Origin of the sequence: Pacificimonas flava (genome assembly GCF_000342165.1) — a bacterium.
GTDB classification, from domain to species: domain Bacteria; phylum Pseudomonadota; class Alphaproteobacteria; order Sphingomonadales; family Sphingomonadaceae; genus Pacificimonas; species Pacificimonas flava.
On the sequence record NZ_AMRV01000013.1, the window covers coordinates 1 to 18,733 of the forward strand.

The 18,733-nt window shown below is 63.8% G+C and carries 12 protein-coding genes, 1 tRNA gene and 1 pseudogene; 4 read left to right on the forward strand and 10 right to left on the reverse strand.

All coding sequences use genetic code 11. The features are described 5' to 3' along the window. From C725_RS13345 to C725_RS13360, 4 genes and pseudogenes are all read right to left on the reverse strand, one after another. A pseudogene (locus C725_RS13345) lies at positions 1-229 on the reverse strand (hypothetical protein); the annotation flags it as partial. Beyond that, the gene (locus C725_RS13350) at positions 222-1,724 is read right to left on the reverse strand and encodes a toll/interleukin-1 receptor domain-containing protein (RefSeq protein WP_008603703.1); all 1,503 of its coding nucleotides are present in this window, start codon (positions 1,722-1,724) and stop codon (positions 222-224) included. The pseudogene C725_RS13345 and the gene C725_RS13350, both read right to left, overlap by 8 nt. A gap of 195 nt (positions 1,725-1,919) precedes the next feature. Next, positions 1,920-3,122, reverse strand: a complete 1,203-nt coding sequence (locus tag C725_RS13355) for a tyrosine-type recombinase/integrase (protein WP_008603704.1) — start codon at positions 3,120-3,122, stop codon at positions 1,920-1,922. Positions 3,123-3,298: 176 nt separating this feature from the next. Next, positions 3,299-3,385, reverse strand: a tRNA-Leu gene (locus C725_RS13360). A 117-nt stretch (positions 3,386-3,502) separates the two neighbouring features. On the opposite strand from C725_RS13360, the gene C725_RS13365 reads away from it, so the two are divergent. Further along, a complete protein-coding gene (locus tag C725_RS13365) occupies positions 3,503-4,438 on the forward strand; it encodes a complex I NDUFA9 subunit family protein (protein ID WP_008603705.1) in 936 nt (311 codons plus the stop codon). Positions 4,439-4,459: 21 nt separating this feature from the next. Here the strand turns inward: C725_RS13365 and C725_RS13370 are convergent, their stop codons facing one another. The 3 genes from C725_RS13370 to C725_RS13380 form a co-directional block, all read right to left on the reverse strand. Next, positions 4,460-5,128, reverse strand: a complete 669-nt coding sequence (locus tag C725_RS13370) for a glutathione S-transferase family protein (RefSeq protein WP_008603706.1) — start codon at positions 5,126-5,128, stop codon at positions 4,460-4,462. A 77-nt stretch (positions 5,129-5,205) separates the two neighbouring features. Further along, on the reverse strand, positions 5,206-9,732 hold the full coding sequence (gltB, locus tag C725_RS13375) for a glutamate synthase large subunit (RefSeq protein WP_008603707.1): 4,527 nt from the start codon (positions 9,730-9,732) through the stop codon (positions 5,206-5,208). 152 nt (positions 9,733-9,884) lie between these two features. After that, positions 9,885-11,315 carry an NAD(P)-dependent oxidoreductase gene (locus tag C725_RS13380; protein ID WP_038283397.1) on the reverse strand — a complete coding sequence of 477 codons (1,431 nt, stop codon included), beginning with the start codon at positions 11,313-11,315 and terminating at the stop codon, positions 9,885-9,887. A gap of 265 nt (positions 11,316-11,580) precedes the next feature. On the opposite strand from C725_RS13380, the gene C725_RS13385 reads away from it, so the two are divergent. Then, positions 11,581-12,378, forward strand: a complete 798-nt coding sequence (locus C725_RS13385; RefSeq protein ID WP_008603710.1) for an undecaprenyl-diphosphate phosphatase — start codon at positions 11,581-11,583, stop codon at positions 12,376-12,378. Positions 12,379-12,385: 7 nt separating this feature from the next. Here C725_RS13385 and C725_RS15505 read toward each other — a convergent pair whose 3' ends face one another. Continuing rightward, positions 12,386-13,858, reverse strand: coding sequence for an ABC transporter permease (locus C725_RS15505; RefSeq protein ID WP_008603711.1), 1,473 nt, complete (start codon positions 13,856-13,858; stop codon positions 12,386-12,388). Next, the gene (locus C725_RS13395; protein ID WP_008603712.1) at positions 13,855-14,802 is read right to left on the reverse strand and encodes an ABC transporter ATP-binding protein; all 948 of its coding nucleotides are present in this window, start codon (positions 14,800-14,802) and stop codon (positions 13,855-13,857) included. Before C725_RS13395 ends, C725_RS15505 begins: the two co-directional genes overlap by 4 nt. A 97-nt stretch (positions 14,803-14,899) precedes the next feature. On the opposite strand from C725_RS13395, the gene queG reads away from it, so the two are divergent. Both queG and C725_RS13405 read left to right on the forward strand, forming a co-directional pair. Continuing rightward, positions 14,900-15,961 (forward strand): tRNA epoxyqueuosine(34) reductase QueG, encoded by a 1,062-nt coding sequence (queG, locus tag C725_RS13400; protein ID WP_008603713.1) that lies wholly within the window; start codon positions 14,900-14,902, stop codon positions 15,959-15,961. A 66-nt stretch (positions 15,962-16,027) separates the two neighbouring features. Further along, positions 16,028-17,035: an adenosine kinase gene (locus C725_RS13405; protein ID WP_008603714.1), complete on the forward strand. Its 1,008-nt coding sequence runs from the start codon at positions 16,028-16,030 to the stop codon at positions 17,033-17,035. An 86-nt stretch (positions 17,036-17,121) separates the two neighbouring features. Here C725_RS13405 and C725_RS13410 read toward each other — a convergent pair whose 3' ends face one another. Beyond that, complete coding sequence (locus C725_RS13410) at positions 17,122-18,699, reverse strand: amino acid permease (protein ID WP_008603715.1); 1,578 nt, start codon at positions 18,697-18,699, stop codon at positions 17,122-17,124. Positions 18,700-18,733: the final 34 nt, after the last annotated feature.

Sequence of the window (18,733 nt, forward strand, 5' to 3'; positions counted from 1 at the left end):
CCCTGTCTTCAACGTACGGCGGTATGTGGCCGGTCACGAGCTTCCCGAAATCGTCAAGTTTGGAAAGACCGTCGCGCGTGCCGATCATGCCGATCTTGAGCGTCTCGGAATGCTCCCCACGCTCGGCGGGGCCATAAAGATACAGGCCGTCCTTGGGATGCTCTTCCAACTGGGAGAATGCGAATTCGAGCTGGGGCTCCGAGATAAAGAACAACGTTGAGTCACTCATCCTCGCCCTCCTCGTCAACGAGAAGCGAGGAAAATACCGGGTCAGTAAGCCGCATGGCCTGTTCTGCCTCCTCGAACACTTCTGCCAACTCGTCCGATAGGTTCTGGTCGATAGGATCGGTTGAAATCCCGCATGACAGCGGGAACGAGACAGGTTGAGAGGATATTGCGACATCCTCGCCGGACGAGACAGGCAGCCTGATGGTCGCTTCGCCCTTCGCCACAAAATTTACGAAGCCGAGAAACAGGCCGCGCCATTTGTCATTGAACCACATCTTGGTCAGCGAGCGCCGCACCGAATTGAGACGGGTCTTGTTTGCCAAGGGGGTTCGGCCATCCTCAGTGATGACAATCCTTGGTTGCAATCTCATGACCTTCGGATCGCCCAGCATGGGCTGCGCCGTAAAGCCGAGATGCCAATAGTTGCGCGGCACCTGCTGGCCATCGGGAAGCTCTTTTTGTCCCTTGATTCCAGTAGAAGCGCGCTTTCGCTCTTTACCGTTGAAGTCAGTGTAGCGAAGCTGCCCGTCTTCCGGAACGTTTCTCGGAAACCACCAAGTTAGCTGGCCGTTCGCGAGAGCATAATTCCACAGGCCAAGCTTCGCCATTTTCAAATCCCACGCCTGACGAACCAGAGAGCTTATCTGGTTCCTCGCATCAAACGGGCTTACACCTAGAATGTCGCCTGTCCTGCCTCGCAAATAATCCTTGAGAGGCAGATTGCCGCGATCACGGATGGGGAATTCACTGCCCGCAGCCGCCTGCATTTCATCGAGCTGCGCAAAGGATGCGAGCAACCGGCCATGCGCAAACGCCGGAATCGTGCACTGGGAAGCGATCACGCGCGGCTCAAGCGTCCAGCGGACTCCCGGACTCTCGTAGAAATAGAGGGTCTCGGGGTACTCGGTGACGGGAAGCCAATTGGATTGCAGAATTTCAGGTGTGTCAGAGATTGCCCTCGTGTGGTGCTGGTGGACCGAGCGCCAGGCAGCCAGACTTTCTGAGGCGGCGCCGCTCTGTGGCACCTTGTCGCGATCGAAAATCTCAAGAACGCGGGCAAGGCCGTTCGCCCAATTCTCACTACAATCGACGCCGTTGGTTCTGATGAGCTCGATCGAAAAATCTCCATAGCTCGTGTCGTCCAGCCGGACGGGAACGATAAAATGGGGATCGCTGATTTGCTTCTTCACGATATCGGCAAGGGCCAGCTCCTTGGCAATTCCGTCCCTCAGGACATTCTCGGACCCGAATGCGCTGTGAGATATCACGATTAGGAATTTGGCGGTTTCGTTGCGAAGCGTGCGCTCGATCTCCTGCCAGAAGTCCTCCCCGCCGAGCAACTTTTTCGCGTCGCACCAGACATCGAAACCGGCCATTGAAAGCCGCGAAGAAAGCCAGATCGCGAAGGCATTGTCACCGGGGGTGGCATGGCTGATAAATATTTTGTCTCTGGTTCCCAATCGGCACGCCCCCTCGGCAGACAGCTTGTCACTCATTTCATCGCTAAAGATATAAGCATAGAGGATCAGCCCGAAGCAGCTACAAGTTTCTGATTTGTTCCACAATTTTCTGGCCGAAAAGTAGGGAGAAGCTCATCTGCTTCTTTGGAAATCGTCCGCTTTCGAAAAAGCGACAAGGACGCGGCATTGACCAAATAGAAGGCGCAAAGCTACCTCCACATCAGTTTGAGGTCAGCGGCTCGCTTCGCGTTGTCGCAGTTCATCAAGATAGTCACTCCACCATTGCGCCATCTTTACGCGTTCATCCCAGTAGTTCCCGCGATTGTAGACCCCTCGAATTGCGTTGCTATCGCCGTGAGCCAAAGCGCGCTCAATTGCGTCGGGATGCCAGAGGCCGCTTTCGTTGAGCATTGTTGAGGCCGTCGAGCGCAGCCCATGCGCCGTCACTTCGTCTTTGGTGAACCCCATACGCCGAAATGCCGCGTTGATCGTATTCTCGCTCATCGGGCGCTGGCTCGTGTGGAACGCTGGGAAGATGTAGCCCTTATTGCCGGTAATCGATCTCAGCTCTCGAAACAGTGCCAACACCTGGCGTGATAGCGGCACCACATGGGTCCGGCGCGCCTTCATCTTGCCTTCCGGAATTGTCCAGGTGGCCTTGTCCCAATCGATCTCGTTCCACTCGCCGTGGCGAAGCTCGCCGGGTCGCACAAAGACGTGCGGTGCGATCTTCAACGCGAATTTCGTGGCCGGGTAGCATTCGAAATCATCGATAGCACGGAGCAGCCCGCCCAGCTTCTCGGGTTCAAGGATCGCCGCGTAGTGCCGCGCTCTGGGCGTGACCAGCGCGCCCTGCAAGATCGATGTTGGATCGGTTTGGCACTGGCCAAGCGCGGCTCCATACCGGAACACCCGGCTTGCGAAAGACCGGCACTTCTTTGCAGTTTCGAGATTGCCTTTGGCTTCGAGTTTCTTGAGCGCCGCTAGCATCAACTGCGGATCGACGTCGTTGATTGGCATATTGCCGATTGCGGGTTTGAGCAGATCAAGGAACCAGCGCGCCTTGCGCAGCGTGGCTTCCGCCCTGCCTTCGGGTACCATCTTCTCGTCGATGTACTTGTTGGCGATGACCTCGAAGGTGTTCTCCGCACCCAGTTTGATCCTGGCCTTCTTACGCTTCCGCTCCAGCATCGGATCGATGCCATCCGAAACCTTGAGCCGTGCCCGGTCGCGAAGCTGGCGCGCCTGCGACAAGCTGACCTCTGGGAAAGCGCCGATGGGTAGCTTCTTTTCTTTCCCGCCGAAGCGGTACTTGAAATACCAGAGCTTGGAGCCGTTCGGCTTCACCAGCAGCAGCAGCCCCCGCGAGTCGTATTTCTTGTACGACTTATCGGCAGCCCGGAAGCCTTTGATTTCCTGCACATTGAGGCTCATTTGGGGGCCTCGCTTTCGTGCAATTTGGGGGCTTTTGAGCTGGAGCCCCCAGCCGAGGCCCCCAGAGGCGTTGGAACAAGCGGAACAAAACAAGACCTCGCTTTCTGCGCTAGAGGTCAAGAATGGCAGAATTCCGCCATTTCTGCAATGTTTTGGAACGTTCTGATGAGAACAAATGGTGCCCAGAAGAGGACTCGAACCTCCACGTCCATACGGACACTAGCACCTGAAGCTAGCGCGTCTACCAATTCCGCCATCTGGGCCCGCCCAAGCGGGAAACGGGCTGCTACGGCCCCCGGCCGCGCTTGTCAATGCGCGTCCTGTCGGGCTAGGGGCGGCGGCGCGCTTTTTTCTACCAACGCCCGGAGATTTTGCCCTTCATGTCAAAGCTCGTTACCGTTTTCGGGGCTGCCGGATTCATTGGCCGCTACGTCGTGCAGGAACTGGCGCGCCGGGGGGCGCGTATTCGCGCCGTCACCCGCGACCCGCACAGCGCGCAGTCGCTGAAGCCGCTGGCGGCACTCGGCCAGATGGCGATCGTTCGCGGTTCGGTGACGGAGGAGGCATCCGTGGCGGCGGCCTGCGAAGGCGCGGATACGGTCATCAATCTCGTCGGCATCCTGTCGGAAGGCGAGCAGACGTTCGGCGCCGTGCACGTGGCGGGGGCTCGCAACGTCGCGAAGGCGGCAAATGCGGCAGGGGCATCCGCGCTGGTCCATATCAGCGCCATCGGCGCGGATCCCGAGGCCGAGCCCGCCTATGCCCGCACGAAGGGCGCAGGCGAAGGCGCGGTGCGAGACGCCTTCCCGGGGGCCATCATCCTGCAGCCCTCCATCGTCTTCGGGCCGGAGGATGAGTTCCTGAACCGCTTCGCCAGCCTGATCCGCATGGCGCCGATCATGCCGGTCGTCGCCGGCAATGCCGTGTTCCAGCCGATCTACGTCGTCGACCTGGCCGAGGCGATCGCGGAGGCGGCGCTGAGGCCGGAGGAGCATGTCGGCAAGAGCTACGAACTGGGCGGTCCCGAGACGGTCACCATGCGCGAACTGTTCGCCTGGATCGCGCGGACCATCGGCAAGACGGAAAGCTTCGTCGACGTTCCCGATGGCGTCAGCGGCCGCCTGGCGGCGATGTTCGGCTGGCTGCCGGGCGCGCCGTTGACACACGACCAATGGCTGATGCTGCAACGCCCGAATGTCGTCAGCGGCGAAAATGGCTGCGCCGCGCTGGAGGTCGATCCCACTCCGCTGGAGGCCGTCGCGCCGAACTGGATGGTGCGCTTTCGCCGCCAGGGCCGCTTCACGAAGCTTCCCTGAGGCGCGGGCCGCAGCGCCAGCCTAGAAATCCAGCTTGTCGTAATGCTGCGGCGGGCTGAGTCCCTCCATGCGGTCGGGCAGCAGACGCCGGACGCTGGGGCGCGATTTGATGGTCGAATACCAGGTCTTGGCATCGGGATACCCGTCGAAGGACAGTCCGCCCAGATAATCGGCAACCGACAAATGCGCCGCCGCCGAAATATCGGCGAGGCTGAAGCTGCCGCCCGCAAGCCAGCGCCGCTCCCCTAGCAGATACTCGATATAGTCGAGATGCTGGGCAAGCGCCTGCCCCGCAACGCGCAGCATACGCGCATCCGGCGGCTGGCGCAGGACCAAACGCTTGTACATGCGCTCCAGAAGCAGCGGGTTCACCGCCTCCGCATAGCATTTCTGATCGAACCAGATCGTCAGCCGGCGAACCTCCGCCCGGGCCGAAGCGCCCGATCCCATCAGCGGCGATTTCTGCACGGTCTCGTCGAAATATTCCGCGATCACCGTCGAATCGACCAGCGGTCCGCCGCGCTCCCCGGACAGGACCGGCGTCTGGCCGGCGCGGTTCAGGTCCATCAGCTCGTCCGACTTCTCCCAAGGATAGGCGAGCTGCATGGCGAATTCGACATCCTTCTCCGCAAGAAGAATGCGAACCTTACGGCTGAACGGGCAAAGCGGGAATTGATGCAGGGTCCACATGGGCGGCCCGTTCATAAGCGCAGGGGCCGCCCTTCGGCAATGCGTTCCTTTCGTTGCCAGCGCTGCTGCGCGCAGAGTTATTCGGCCGCGACCATTTCCGCCTCGCCGTCCAGCGGCACGGACAAGAGCGGCAGGGTTTCCTTCGGCACAACCTGCACGAAATGCGCGCGTTTTTCGTCCCAGTCGTCGAGAAGGCTGCGCGCCCAGGTGGATTCGGTACGCGCGGCATAATCCTCGACGGTGCTGCGCAGCACGCCCTCCCAATGTGCGGAGCGCACGGGCTGCCAGACGAGGCTCTCAGAATTGACGCGTGCATCGAACTCCCGCCCCTCGTCGTACACGAAGGCCATGCCGCCCGTCATGCCAGCGCCGAAATTGTCGCCGACCGGACCCAGAATGACGGCGAGGCCGCCCGTCATATATTCGCAGCCATTGGCGCCGCAGCCCTCCACCACCACGGTGGCGCCGGAATTGCGCACCGCGAAACGCTCACCCGCCCGCCCGGCGGCGTAGAGCGTGCCTGACGTCGCACCGTAGAGAACGGTATTGCCGATGATGACGTTTTCGTTCGTCTTCAGGGTGGAGGATACGAGCGGGCGAACAATGATCTCCGCCCCGGACAGACCCTTGCCGACATAGTCGTTGGCGTCGCCCAGCACCTCCAGCGTCACCCCCTGAACCGCGAAGGCGCCGAGCGACTGCCCCGCCGAACCGCGCAGCCGGACATGGACATGGCCAGGCTTCAGCCCGCCCATGCCGAACCGTTTGACGATATGGTGCGACAGGCGCGTGCCGACGGCGCGATGCGTGTTTCGAACCGAATAGGTTAACTGCATTTTCTCGCCGCGTTCGAACACGGGGGCCGCGTCCTTGACCATTTCGGCATCCAGCGTATCGGGCACCTCGTTGCGGAAACCGGAAATGGCAAAGCGGTTCGCGCCGTCGGGCGCGCCGGGCTTGGCAAGAATCGGGTTGAGATCGAGATCGTCGAGATGCTCAGCGCCGCGGCTGACCTGATGCAGAAGTTCCGTCCGCCCGATGATCTCGTCCAGTGAGCGCACGCCTAGGGACGCCAGGATCTCGCGCACCTCCTCCGCCATGAAGCTGATCAGGTTGATGACCTTCTCGGGCGTGCCGACGAACTTATCGCGCAGGGCCTCATCCTGCGTGCAGACGCCGACGGGACAGGTGTTCGAGTGGCACTGCCGCACCATGATGCAGCCCATGGCCACCAGGCTGAGCGTGCCGATGCCGAATTCCTCCGCCCCCAGAATAGCGGCGATGACGATATCGCGGCCCGTCTTCAGACCGCCATCGGTGCGCAGCTTCACCCGGCTTCTGAGGCCGTTCAGCGACAGAACCTGATTGACCTCCGACAGGCCCATTTCCCATGGCGTGCCGGCATATTTGATGCTCGTCTGCGGGCTGGCGCCGGTGCCCCCCGTGTGTCCGGAAATCAGGATCGTATCCGCGTGCGCCTTGGCGACGCCGGCCGCGACCGTACCGATGCCCGCCTCCGACACCAGTTTCACGCAGACGCGCGCATTGGGATTGATCTGCTTCAGATCGTAGATCAGCTGCGCCAGATCCTCGATCGAATAGATGTCGTGATGCGGCGGCGGGCTGATCAGCGTGACGCCCGGCGTCGCGTGGCGCAGCTTTGCGATCAGATCGGTCACCTTGAATCCGGGAAGCTGCCCGCCCTCCCCCGGCTTGGCCCCCTGCGCCACCTTGATCTCGATTTCGGTACAGGCGTTCAGATATTCGGCGGTGACGCCGAATCGGCCAGAGGCGATCTGCTTGATGTTCGAATTGGCATTGTCGCCATTTTCATAGGGCGTGAAGCGCTTCACATCCTCGCCGCCCTCGCCCGAGACAGCCTTCGCACCGATCCGGTTCATGGCGATGGCCAGCGTCTCGTGCGCCTCGGGTGACAAAGCGCCAAGCGACATGCCCGGCGTCACGAAGCGCTTGCGGATTTCCGCAATGGACTCGACTTCCTCGATCGGCACCGGCTTTTGCGGCGCGAAACCGAGCAGGTCGCGCAGGTAGATTGGCGGCAGGTCGGCGCAGCCACGGCTGAACTGCAGATACTGCGTATAGCTGCCGCTCATCACCGCCTTCTGCAGCAGATGAATGAGGTTCGCCTGATAGGCGTGCGGCTCGCCGCCGGAGCGGTAGCGGTACATCCCTCCCACCGGCAGCGCGATGACATCCTCATCGAACGCCATGCGATGCCGGTCGACGGCCGACAATTGCAGCGAGGCGAAGCCTTCCCCGGAGATCTTGGCCGGCATGCCGGGGAAGAACTCGTTCACCAGAGCGCGGGAGATGCCGACAGCCTCGAAATTATAGCCGCCGCGGTAGGACGATATGATCGAGATGCCCATCTTCGACATGATCTTCAAAAGCCCGCCGTCGACGGCCGCCTTGTAGCGGCGCATGGCCTCCTCGAACGTGATGTCGCCGAACAGGCCGCGCTCGTGGCGCTGGCGAATGGCGGATTGCGCGAGGTAGGCGTTCACCGTCGTCGTTCCGACGCCGATCAGAACAGCGAAATAATGCGTGTCGAGGCATTCCGCCGAACGCACGTTCACCGACGCGAAGGAGCGCAGCCCCTTGCGAACCAGATGGGTGTGCACGGCCGCAGCGGCCAGGATCATGGTGATGCCCTGTCGGTCCAGTCCGATCCGTTCGTCGGTCAGGAAAAGCTGGGCCTGGCCCGACCGAACGGCGCGTTCCGCCTCCGCGCGGACGCGGTCGATGGCTTCTCTCAGACCGTTCGGGGCTTCGGGATCGAAGGTGCAGTCGATTTCCGCTGCCGTATCGCCGAAATGGGTCTTCAGCCGGTACCAGTCGCGATTGGTCAGCACGGGCGAGCGGGCGACGATCACGCCCTTCTGATCGGCCTTTTCGTCGAGGACATTGGTGAAATTCGAAAACCGGGTCTTCAGCGACATGACCCGGCTTTCGCGCAAGGAGTCGATGGGCGGGTTGGTGACCTGGCTGAAATTCTGCCGGAAGAAATGGCTGAACGTCCGTGGATTGGTGCTGACGACGCCAAGCGGCGTGTCATCGCCCATGGAGCCGATCGCCTCCTTGCCGGTTTCCACCATGGGCGACAGGATCAGTTCCATATCCTCCATGGTCATGCCGGCGGCGACCAGGCGGCGGCGCAGTTCCGCCGGCTCGTAGGCAGGCGCGGGCTCCAGATCCTCGGAACCCGGCATTTCCTCGAACTTTATGAAATTCGCACTCAGCGAGGCATAGTCCTTCGCAGCGGCGACCTTGTCCTTCAAGGCGCGGTCCGAGAACAGGCGGCCGGCATCCATGTCGACAGCGATCATCTGTCCCGGGCCCAGCGCGCCCTTCTCGATCACGTTCGATTCGGCGAAGGGCACCATGCCGGTTTCGGAGCCCACGAGTAGCAGATTGTCGCCGGTAATCGTGTAGCGCATCGGGCGAAGGGCGTTGCGGTCGACGCCAGCCACCACCCATCGCCCATCGGTCATAGCCAGCGCGGCCGGCCCGTCCCACGGTTCCATGACCGAGGCGAAGAAGGCGTACATGGCCCGGTGATCGTCGGGCAGCGTCGAATCCTTCGACCACGCCTCCGGAATCATCATCAACTTCGCCGTCGGTGCATCGCGGCCGGAGCGGACCATCACCTCGAACGTAGCATCGAGCGCAGCCGTGTCCGACGCGCCCGCCGGAACGACCGGCTTCACCTCCTCCGAATAGTCGCCGAACGCCTCGGCGGTCATCAGGATCTCGTGGCTCTTCATCCAGTTCTTGTTGCCGCGAACCGTGTTGATCTCGCCATTATGCGCAAGGCAGCGGAACGGCTGCGCCAGCCACCATTCCGGAAAGGTGTTCGTCGAGTAGCGCTGATGGAAGATGGCGAAGCGACTGGTGAAGCGGTCGTCCTTCAGGTCTGGATAGAAATCCGCCAGGCTCTCCGCCAGGAACAGCCCCTTGTAGATGATCGAGCGCGAACTGAGCGAGCAGGCGTAGAAATCCTTGATCTGCGCCGCGATCACCTTCTTCTCGATGCGCCGGCGGATCAGGTACAGGTCCTTCTCCATCTTTGCCTGATTGGCATAGTCCGGGCCCGGCTCCGGCCCCTCGATCATGATCTGCTCGATCTCGGGACGCGTAAGCCGCGCCTTTTCGCCGATTACCGACTGGTCGACCGGCACCTGCCGCCAGCCGTAAATGCGATAGCCGAAATCGATGATCTCGCTTTCGACGATGGTGCGGCAGGTTTCCTGATCGGCAAGGTTGGTGCGCGGCAGGAAAAGCATTCCCACCGCCAGAAGCGCATCCTTCTTCGGCTTGTGGCCCGTGCGCTCGATATGCTGGTTGAAGAAGCCGACGGGCAGCTCGACATGGATGCCGGCCCCGTCGCCGGTTTTCCCGTCCGCATCGACCGCGCCGCGATGATAGACCGCCTTCAATGCGTCGATGGCAAGCTGCACCACTCGCCGCGACGCCTGTCCGTCGGTCGCGGCGATGAGCCCGACGCCGCAAGCGTCCGACTCGAATTCCGGCCGGTACATGCCCTCGCGTGCCAGACGCTCGCGTTCGCTTTCGAAATCAACCATCGATCTGCAATTCTTTCTTCAAACGGCGCCGTGCGGCGGACTCTTCCGGCGCGGGAAGATGCGCGATTCCGGCCTCAATATGGCCCTTGATCACCGGACTGCGGACGACGCGTGCAGCGCCCCGGCGGCGGTAACGCGACAAAGCGCGCGCCTCATGCTGCTTCCTTCTCTGCTTCATCCTCTGCGAGCAGATAGTCGTGCATGCGGCCCGCCACGTCGCGGCCGTCGCGAATGGCCCAGACGACGAGGCTGGCGCCGCGCACGATGTCTCCCGCCGCGAAGACGCCCGGAACGCTGGTCATCATGGTCTTGTGATCCGTTCGCAGCGTGCCCCAGCGCGTCACGCCAAGGTCCGACGCTCCGAACAGCGTGGGCAGGTCCTCCGGCGAAAACCCGAGCGCGGTCACGACCAGATCCGCCGGTTCGCGAAACGCCTCGCCGCCCGGTTCCGGCTGGCGGCGGCCATCGGGGCCGGGTGTTCCGAGCTTCATGCGCGCTCCCCGCACCGCCGAAACCGCGTCTCCATCCGCCTCGAACCCGGCCGGGGCGGCCAGCCAGACGAACTCGACGCCTTCCTCCTCCGCATTCTGCACCTCACGCGCGGAGCCCGGCATATTGTCCCGGTCGCGGCGATAGAGGCACTTCACGGAGGTTGCGCCCTGCCGCACGGCGGTGCGTACGCAGTCCATTGCCGTGTCGCCGCCGCCGATAACGACCACCCGTTTGCCGTCTGCGTTCAGCTGACCGGATTCGAAATCCGGCACCTTGTCGCCGAATCCCTTGCGATTCGAGGCGATCAGATAATCGAGCGCCCGCACGATGCCGCCGCTGCCGACGCCCGGCGCGGACAGTTCGCGCGCCTGGTAAACGCCGGTCGCGATAAGCAGCGCGTCGTGCCGTGAACGCAGCTCGGCCAGGGACGCGTCACGTCCCACCTCGAAGTCGTAGCGGAACCGGATGCCGCCGTCTTCCAGCCGCTTCAGGCGCCGGCCGACGACATATTTCTCCAGCTTGAAGCCGGGGATGCCGTACGTCAGCAATCCGCCGCCCCGGTCATGCCGATCATAAACGGTAACGGCATAGCCGCGCCGGCGCAGCAACTCGGCCGCCGTCAGCCCGGCCGGCCCCGCCCCGATGATACCGATGGAGCGGTGCGATCGATCGCGAGCGGGCCGGATCGGCTCCACCCAGCCTTCTTCCCATGCCAGATCGGTGACGAACTTTTCCACGGATCCGATCGTCACGGCGCCGTGACCCGACTGCTGGATGACACAATTGCCCTCGCACAGGCGGTCCTGCGGACAGATGCGGCCGCATATTTCCGGCATGGTGGAGGTCGCCGCCATTGCGGCATGCGCCTCCTCCAGCCGGCCCTCCGACGTCAGCATCAGCCAGTCGGGGATGTTGTTGTGAAGGGGACAATGAACCTGACAGAACGGGACCCCGCACTGCGAGCAACGTGACGATTGCTCCTCTGCCTTCTCCACGATGAAGGGCCGCGCAATCTCCAGAAAGTCGTCGTCACGCTCCGGCGCAGGCCGTTTGGCCGGGTAATCCTGTCCGACTTTTGTGAACTTCAACATGCCCGACCCCACTTTAGCGCTCTCCCCACAGTGAATTCCGCAATTCTAAGATATAAGACCCGCGGAGTCACGACATAAACGGGCAAAAGGACAGGATTACATACCTGAATGGCGGGAAGAACAGGGTGTACCCCCTAGGGTCGTTCCGCCGCAGCGCGCCTTCATACCGTAATGGTACTTTCATTTCGCGATCTTGCCGAGCGACAGTCAGGATTCGCTTATGCTAAAGGCGCCGCCTTGCTCTTTTCCGGTCCGGACCTGCTTCATGAGTTTCCTTCAGCTTCTCATCATCGCCATTGTTCAGGGCGTCACCGAATTCCTGCCCATATCCTCGTCGGGACATCTGATCCTGATCCCGAAACTGATGGATTTTCCGGACCAGGGCCCGCTGATCGACGTGGCGGTGCATGTCGGCACGCTGGCGGCCATCGTCTCCTATTTCTGGCGCGACGTCTGGGGCCTCGCCCGGGGCGGCTTCGCCAGCGTCGGGATCGGCACGGCCCCGGCGGAGCGGCGCCTGTTCTGGTACATCATGGCGGGCACGGTTCCCGCGGTCCTGGTCGGCCTGTTCCTGAAAACGGGCGGCTATCTGGAGGGTTTCCGGTCGACCACGCTGGTGGCGATAAATCTGATCGTCTACGGCGTTCTTCTGGGCATTGCCGACCGGTTCGGCGCCCAGCGCAAGAGCTTCGAGGAGTTGACGCTGAAGGACGCCGTGATCGTCGGCCTGGCCCAGGCGCTTGCCCTGATCCCGGGCACGAGCCGCTCCGGCGTGACAATGACGGCGGCGCGCTTCCTCGGCTACAGCCGCTTCGAAAGCGCGCGCTTTTCGTTCCTGCTGTCGATTCCCGCCATTGCCGGCGCGGGCCTACTCGCCGTCCTAGACCTCGCGGATGCCAGCGCACGCATGCAGTCGGATGCGATCACGGCGGGCGCGCTGACTTTCGTCGCCGCCATTCTGACGATGGTCTTCCTGATGAACTTCCTGAAGCGCGCTTCGATGATGGTCTTTGTCGTTTACCGCGTCGCCATGGGGGTCGCCCTGCTGCTGTTCTTCGCCTGACGCGGCCTCAGGGCGAGCGGCGCAGCCAGCTTCCTGCCGAACGGGAAAGCTGCTTCAGCGTCGGCGGCGGTCCCGAGCGCAGCACGCCGAACCGAAACAGGCGGCTCGCGACGAAGATGACCCCGCCGGCAAAGGTCAATTGCCATAGATACGCGCCCGCGAACATCAGGAGGTCCGTGCCGCCGGCCGCCCGCGCCGCCATCATGTAGGGCGCCGACAGCGGGAACCAGCTGAGCGCGGCCTGCATCGCGCCCGCGCCAGCGGAAATCCCCTGCAGAACCATGACGAGAATGACCATCTGCAGGATGGTGATCGGCATGGAGAGGGTCTGAACCTCTCGAATGGAGCTGCAGAGGCTGCCGATGCCCAGGAACAGCGCGCCGTAGATCAGATAGGCGCAGATGAAGAACCCCAAGACCAGGGCCAGGAACATGGGCCAGCCGCGCGCGGGGTCCGGCACGATCCCGTCCGGAAGCTGCCCAAGGGCAACCGCTGCCCCGCCGCCGAAAATCACACCCCAGACGCAAATCCCGATCAGCGATACCGCGACCATCGCGATCAGCTTGCCGGCGAAGATCGCCGGAATAGGGACGGCGGCAACCAGGATTTCGATAACCTTGTTGCCCTTCTCCTCGACCATATTGGACAGAAGCGCGCCTGCGAGCAGAGAGATCAGCATGAACAGCGCCATGACCGCGCCGGTGCCAAGTCCCTCAGCGGCCTGATCGCGCGCCGGGCCCTGGGCCGCGTCCGCGCGGGCGGGAACCGTCTCGATGGAAAGCGCCGGCGCCGCAGCGCGCAGCGCATCGAGCTGCCGGGTCAGCCCCATCTCCTCGGCCATGCGGCGGTCCCAGGCCCGCGCCGCAATGACACGCAGCCGCGCGATGTCGGTAGACGGCGAGCGGCGCAGGATCGTCAACTCGCCATCCTCCACCAACAACACCGCCCCGAACCGATCAGAACCCGGTCGCAGAAGGCGCATGGCCTGAGTGCGCGGATCGCCCGCCGGGTCGACGACGGTCAGCACGGGCTCGCCGCGATCGATGCCGAGCGCCGCCGCCATTTCGTCCGCCCCGAGCTCGCTAGCCGCTTCGATCCGCTCCAGTCCGCCGTCCGCAAGCCCCTCAAGGTCGTCTTCTCCCAGGAGTGCGGCTGGCCTTTCCAGCGCGGCGGGCAAATCCTCACCCGGCCGCAGCGCCTCGAACCGGCTGCGGAGCGTAGCGTAGCGGCTCCGCGCCCGCTCCTGCCGCGCAGTGTCGGATATCCAGGGCGCGAAATTCCCGCCCGGGTCGAGGACGGCCGCTGCCGCGGGCTCGTCCTTGGCCGTATTCCCGCCCGTCAGGACGCCGATCAATAGACCGAAGGCAAGCGCGATAATGGGCGTCGCCAGCCAGATCAGGAAGCCACGCGACATGACGGTCGCGACGATGTCCCGTCTGGCAACCACCAGAACGGCGCGCAGGAAGGCGGCGCTCATCATGGCGCAACCTCCGCCATTGGGGCTCCGACGTGCGCGCCATCTTCTTCGTCCGGGTCGCCGACCATGGCGACGAAGACATCGTGCAGGTCCGGCCGCTCTACCGAGATCTCCCGGATGGACGCGCCGGAATCGAGCAGGTGTCGCAGAATCGGCTCCAACCCCTCCTCCGGCAGCGCAAAACGATACGTGCCATCCGCCGCCTGCGCAGAAGCGGCGGGCATACCGGCGAGCGGGCCGTTGAGCGGGTGTCCGGTTTTCAGGACCACCTGCGCCGGCAACACGGCTCGCGCCTCAGCAACGGTACCGGTAAATCGGGTGCGCCCTGCCCCCACGATGACCAGATTGTCGCAGAGCCGCTCGGCATGGCTCATGATATGCGTAGAAAACAGGATGGTGGCGCCCCGCGCACGCTCTCCGGCGATGATCCGCTCCAGCGCCTGCTGGTTGACGGGGTCCAGCCCGGAAAAGGGTTCGTCGAGGATGATGAGATCGGGGCCGTGCACGAAGCTTCCGAGCAGTTGGACCTTCTGTGCCATGCCTTTGGAAAGCGTCCGAATCTTCGCGCCGATCTCCGCCTTCAGCCCGTGCCGGGCCAGCAGCGCCTCCGCGCGTCGGCGCCCCTCCGCCAGTGGCAGACCGCGAAGCGCGCCCATGAACGCGATTGTCTCCCGGGTGGTCATGGCCGGATACAGCCCGCGCTCCTCCGGCAGATAGCCGATCCTGCCGGCGACGGTCAGCGGCTGTCTGGATCCCAGCACCTCCACGGTGCCCCCATCGGGTGTCAGAATGCCAAGGAGCATGCGGATGGTGGTCGTCTTGCCGGCGCCGTTCTGTCCCAGAAAACCCAGGATCTCACCGGGGCGGGCGATCAGATCGACACCCGCGACGGCGAGCTTGTCGCCAAAGCGCTTCTGCAGCCCATGGGCGGCGATCGCAAATTCCAAACCCCGTCCCCTGTTCGGGCCACCCCCAACGCGGCCGGCCACGCCCAGGCGGGTGGCGCCGCGCCCGATGGCGACTAGATAGGCGGCAATGCCGTCAATGCCGCTCCCCGATAACAAACTCTTGCCTGCCTTGCGACAGGAAGCGGCGGAGGCCGGCTTTGCCGCCTTCGGTATCGCACGTTGGGACGCGGTGCCGGAAGCGGGCGCGCGGCTCGACCGCTGGCTCAAGGCCGGCATGCATGGCGACATGCTGTGGATGACGGAGAAGGCAGACCGGCGCCGTGCGCCGCGGGCGCTGTGGCCGGCCGTGAACAGCGTCGTCGCGCTGGGCATGAGCTATGCACCCGCGCTCGATCCGCTCCGTCATGCCAATTCGCCGGAGATCGGCGCGCTGTCCGTCTATGCGCACGGCGCCGACTATCATGATGTGGTCAAGAAGGCGCTGAAACGGGTCGCGCGCTGGATGGTCGCAGCCGCGACGGATGCGGAGGTGAAGGTCTTCGTCGACACTGCGCCGGTGATGGAAAAGCCGCTCGCCGCCGCCGCCGGCCTCGGCTGGCAGGGGAAGCACACCAACCTCGTTTCTACCGAGCAGGGATCATGGCTGTTTCTGGGCTGCATCTACACGACGCTCGCCCTTCAGCCCGATGCGGCGCACGGGGACCGCTGCGGGTCGTGCCGCCGCTGTCAGGATGCCTGTCCCACCGCAGCCTTTCCCGAGCCGTACCGGCTCGATGCGCGGCGCTGCATTTCCTACCTGACCATCGAGCATGATGGTCCCATTCCGGAAGAGTTCCGGCGCGCGATCGGCAATCGCATCTATGGCTGCGACGATTGCCTGTCGGTGTGTCCATGGAACAAGTTCGCGGAGGCGAGCCGCGACATGCGCTTTGGCCCCCGCGCACCGCTGGTACGGCCCCGACTGACCGATCTGGCGCAACTGTCCGACAGCGATTTCCGGACGCTGTTCAGCGGTTCCCCGGTCAAGCGGGTCGGGCGCGGCCGCTTCGTGCGCAATGTCTGCATCGCGCTGGGCAATAGCGGCGACCCCGATGCGCGGCGCGTGCTGATGCCGCTGCTGCAGGACGAAAGCGAGCAGGTGCGCGATGCGGCCGGATGGGCGCTCGCCGAACTCGACAGGTCCGGCGCGAGCGCATAGGCGCCGCAGCACGAAAGTGCGCCCGACGATTTGTACGAGCACGAAATCAAAAGGAGAATCCGCCCCATGACCAGTCCCGCCTCGCCCAGCGAGAGTGCGCCGATCGTCTGCATCGGCAATGCCATCGTCGACGTCATTGCGCGCGCCGAAGACGATTTTCTGACACGCAACCGTCTCGAAAAGGGCTCGATGCGGCTGATCGACGCCGAGGAGGCGGAGAGGCTGTACGCAAAGATGGCGGCGGGCCAGGAAAGTTCCGGCGGCTCCGGCGCGAACACGGCAGCCGGCATAGCGGCGCTCGGCGGCACGACGCGCTTCATCGGCCGCGTTTCCGACGATCAGCTTGGCCGGGTCTTCCAGCATGATATTCGCGCGGCTGGCGTTGCCTTCGACACGCCCTTTTCCACAAGCGAGGTGCCGACGGCGCGCTGCCTGATCAACGTCACGCCGGACGCGGAGCGCACCATGTGCACCTTCCTCGGCACCAGCGCGGAACTGGCCGAGGGGGACGTCGACTATGACGCCATCGGCGCCGCCTCCATTGTCTATCTGGAGGGCTATCTTTGGGATGCCGAGGACGCGCGCGCGGCCATGGAAAAAGCACGGGATACCGTCCGAGCGGCCGGGGGGCGCGTTTCCTTCACCCTCTCCGACCTGTTTTGCGTCGATCGCCATCGCAGCGATTTCCTGGCGCTGGCGGACGGCGGCGTGGATATTCTGTTCGCGAACGAGCAGGAACTGAAAAGCCTGTACGAGACCGAGGATTTCGGCGCTGCCCTTTCCGCTCAGGAGGGCCGCTGCGAACTCGCGGTCGTGACGCGCGGGCCCCTCGGCGCCGTCGTGCTGAACGGAAGCGAGCGGATCGAGGTGCCCGCGCAGCCCGTGGCCTCCGTCGTCGATACGACAGGTGCGGGCGACCTGTTCGCCGCCGGCTTCCTCGCGGGATTGCAACAAGGCCGCAGCCCCCATGATTGCGCCCTTCTGGGGACGGTCGCGGCGGGGGAGATCATTTCCCATTACGGCGCCCGCCCGCTCGCCGACCTGAAGGCGCTAGCGTCGAAGGCGCTCAGCTGACGTCGTCAGCAGATCGGAGCGAGACAGAAAAAGGGCCCGGTGATCGTCTCACCGGGCCCTTTTTCTGTTCGCGAACCCCGCCGGCGTCAGGCGTCCTTTCCGCCGGGCGTGTGCGCATCGCCGATCGGCGGCACCGGATGCGGCGGCGCGTCCGGGTCGTCCTCATGCACCTCGATGATGCCGCGGCCGACATGGCTCATGCGGCGGCTATAGGCGAAGTAGACGACCAGTCCGATGCCGCCCCAGATCGGCAGGACCATCTTCGCATCGAACGGCAGGTTCCAGAACAGGCCAAGCGTGCCGAGCATCGCAAGCGGCGCGACGATCCACACGAGCGGCGTCTTGAACGGACGCGGACGGTCCGGCTGCGCGCGGCGCAGGATCAGAACGGCCAGCGCCACCATGAAGAAGGCGAACAGCGTGCCGGAGTTGGAGATGTCGGCAAGCTGCCCAACCGGCAGGAAGGCGGCGAAGAACGCCACCGCGACGCCCGTGATCATCGTGACGATGTGCGGCGTCTTCCACTTCGGATGGATAGAGGCGAGCTTCTCCGGCAGCAGCCCGTCGCGGGCCATGACGAAAAAGATGCGCGTCTGGCCGAACAGCATGATCAGGATGACCGACGGCAGGGCCAGGAAGGCGGCGATGCCGATCAGGTCACCCAGACGCTCATAGCCGATCTCGCGCAGCACATGGGCCAGCGCCTCCCGCGAGCAGACCAGCGGTTCCTGCCCCATCGCCATGAAGTCCTGACAGCGCGCGGCGAATTCCGGCGTGCCGGGCGCGAGCAGACCGCCCGCTTCGGTGGTGATCGGCTGCGACCCGATGGTCCCGATCGCGCCCGCGGCCACCAGCAGATAGAAGATCGTGCAGATGGCAAGGCTGCCGATCAGGCCGATGGGTACGTTGCGCTGCGGGTTCTTTGTTTCTTCCGCCGCTGTGGAAACCGCGTCGAAGCCGACATAGGCGAAGAAGATGGAGGCCGCCGCGCCGACGACGCCGAAGCCGCTGCTTTCACCGAACCAGCCGTTCGGGGTGAAGGGCTCGAACTCCGCACCCTGCGCCACCGGCAAGGTCAGCGCGATGAAGGCCGTCAGCGCCGTCACCTTGATCGCCACCAGCACGGCGTTGACGCGTGCGCTCTCCGTCGTGCCGATCATCAGGAGACCCGTGATCAAAAGCGCGATGACAAGGGCCGGCAGATTGACGATGCCGCCGGCATAGGGCCCGACGGACAGCGCCGTGGGCAAGGTTATGCCCCAACTTTGCAAGAGGCCTATGAAATAGCCCGACCAGCCGACGGAGACGGCGCTGGCGGCGACCGCATATTCCAGGATCAGCGCCCAGCCGACCATCCAGGCCAGAAGCTCGCCCATGACGGCGTAGGTATAGGTGTAGGCGCTGCCCGCGACCGGAACCATGGAGGCCAGTTCGGAATAGCACAGCGCGGCGACGCCGCAGACCGCAGCCGCGATGACGAAGCTCCACATCATGCCCGGACCAGCCTTCTGCGCCGCCTCGGACGTCAGCACGAAGATGCCGGTGCCGATGATGGCGCCGACACCCAGCAGCGTCAGCTGCCATGCACCGAGTGTGCGCGTGAGGGACTGCTTTTCTGCGGTCGCCAGAATCGCGTCTAAAGGCTTAACGCGGCCAAGAAGCATATAGAAAAGACCTTTCAAGGGGCATTTCGATTAG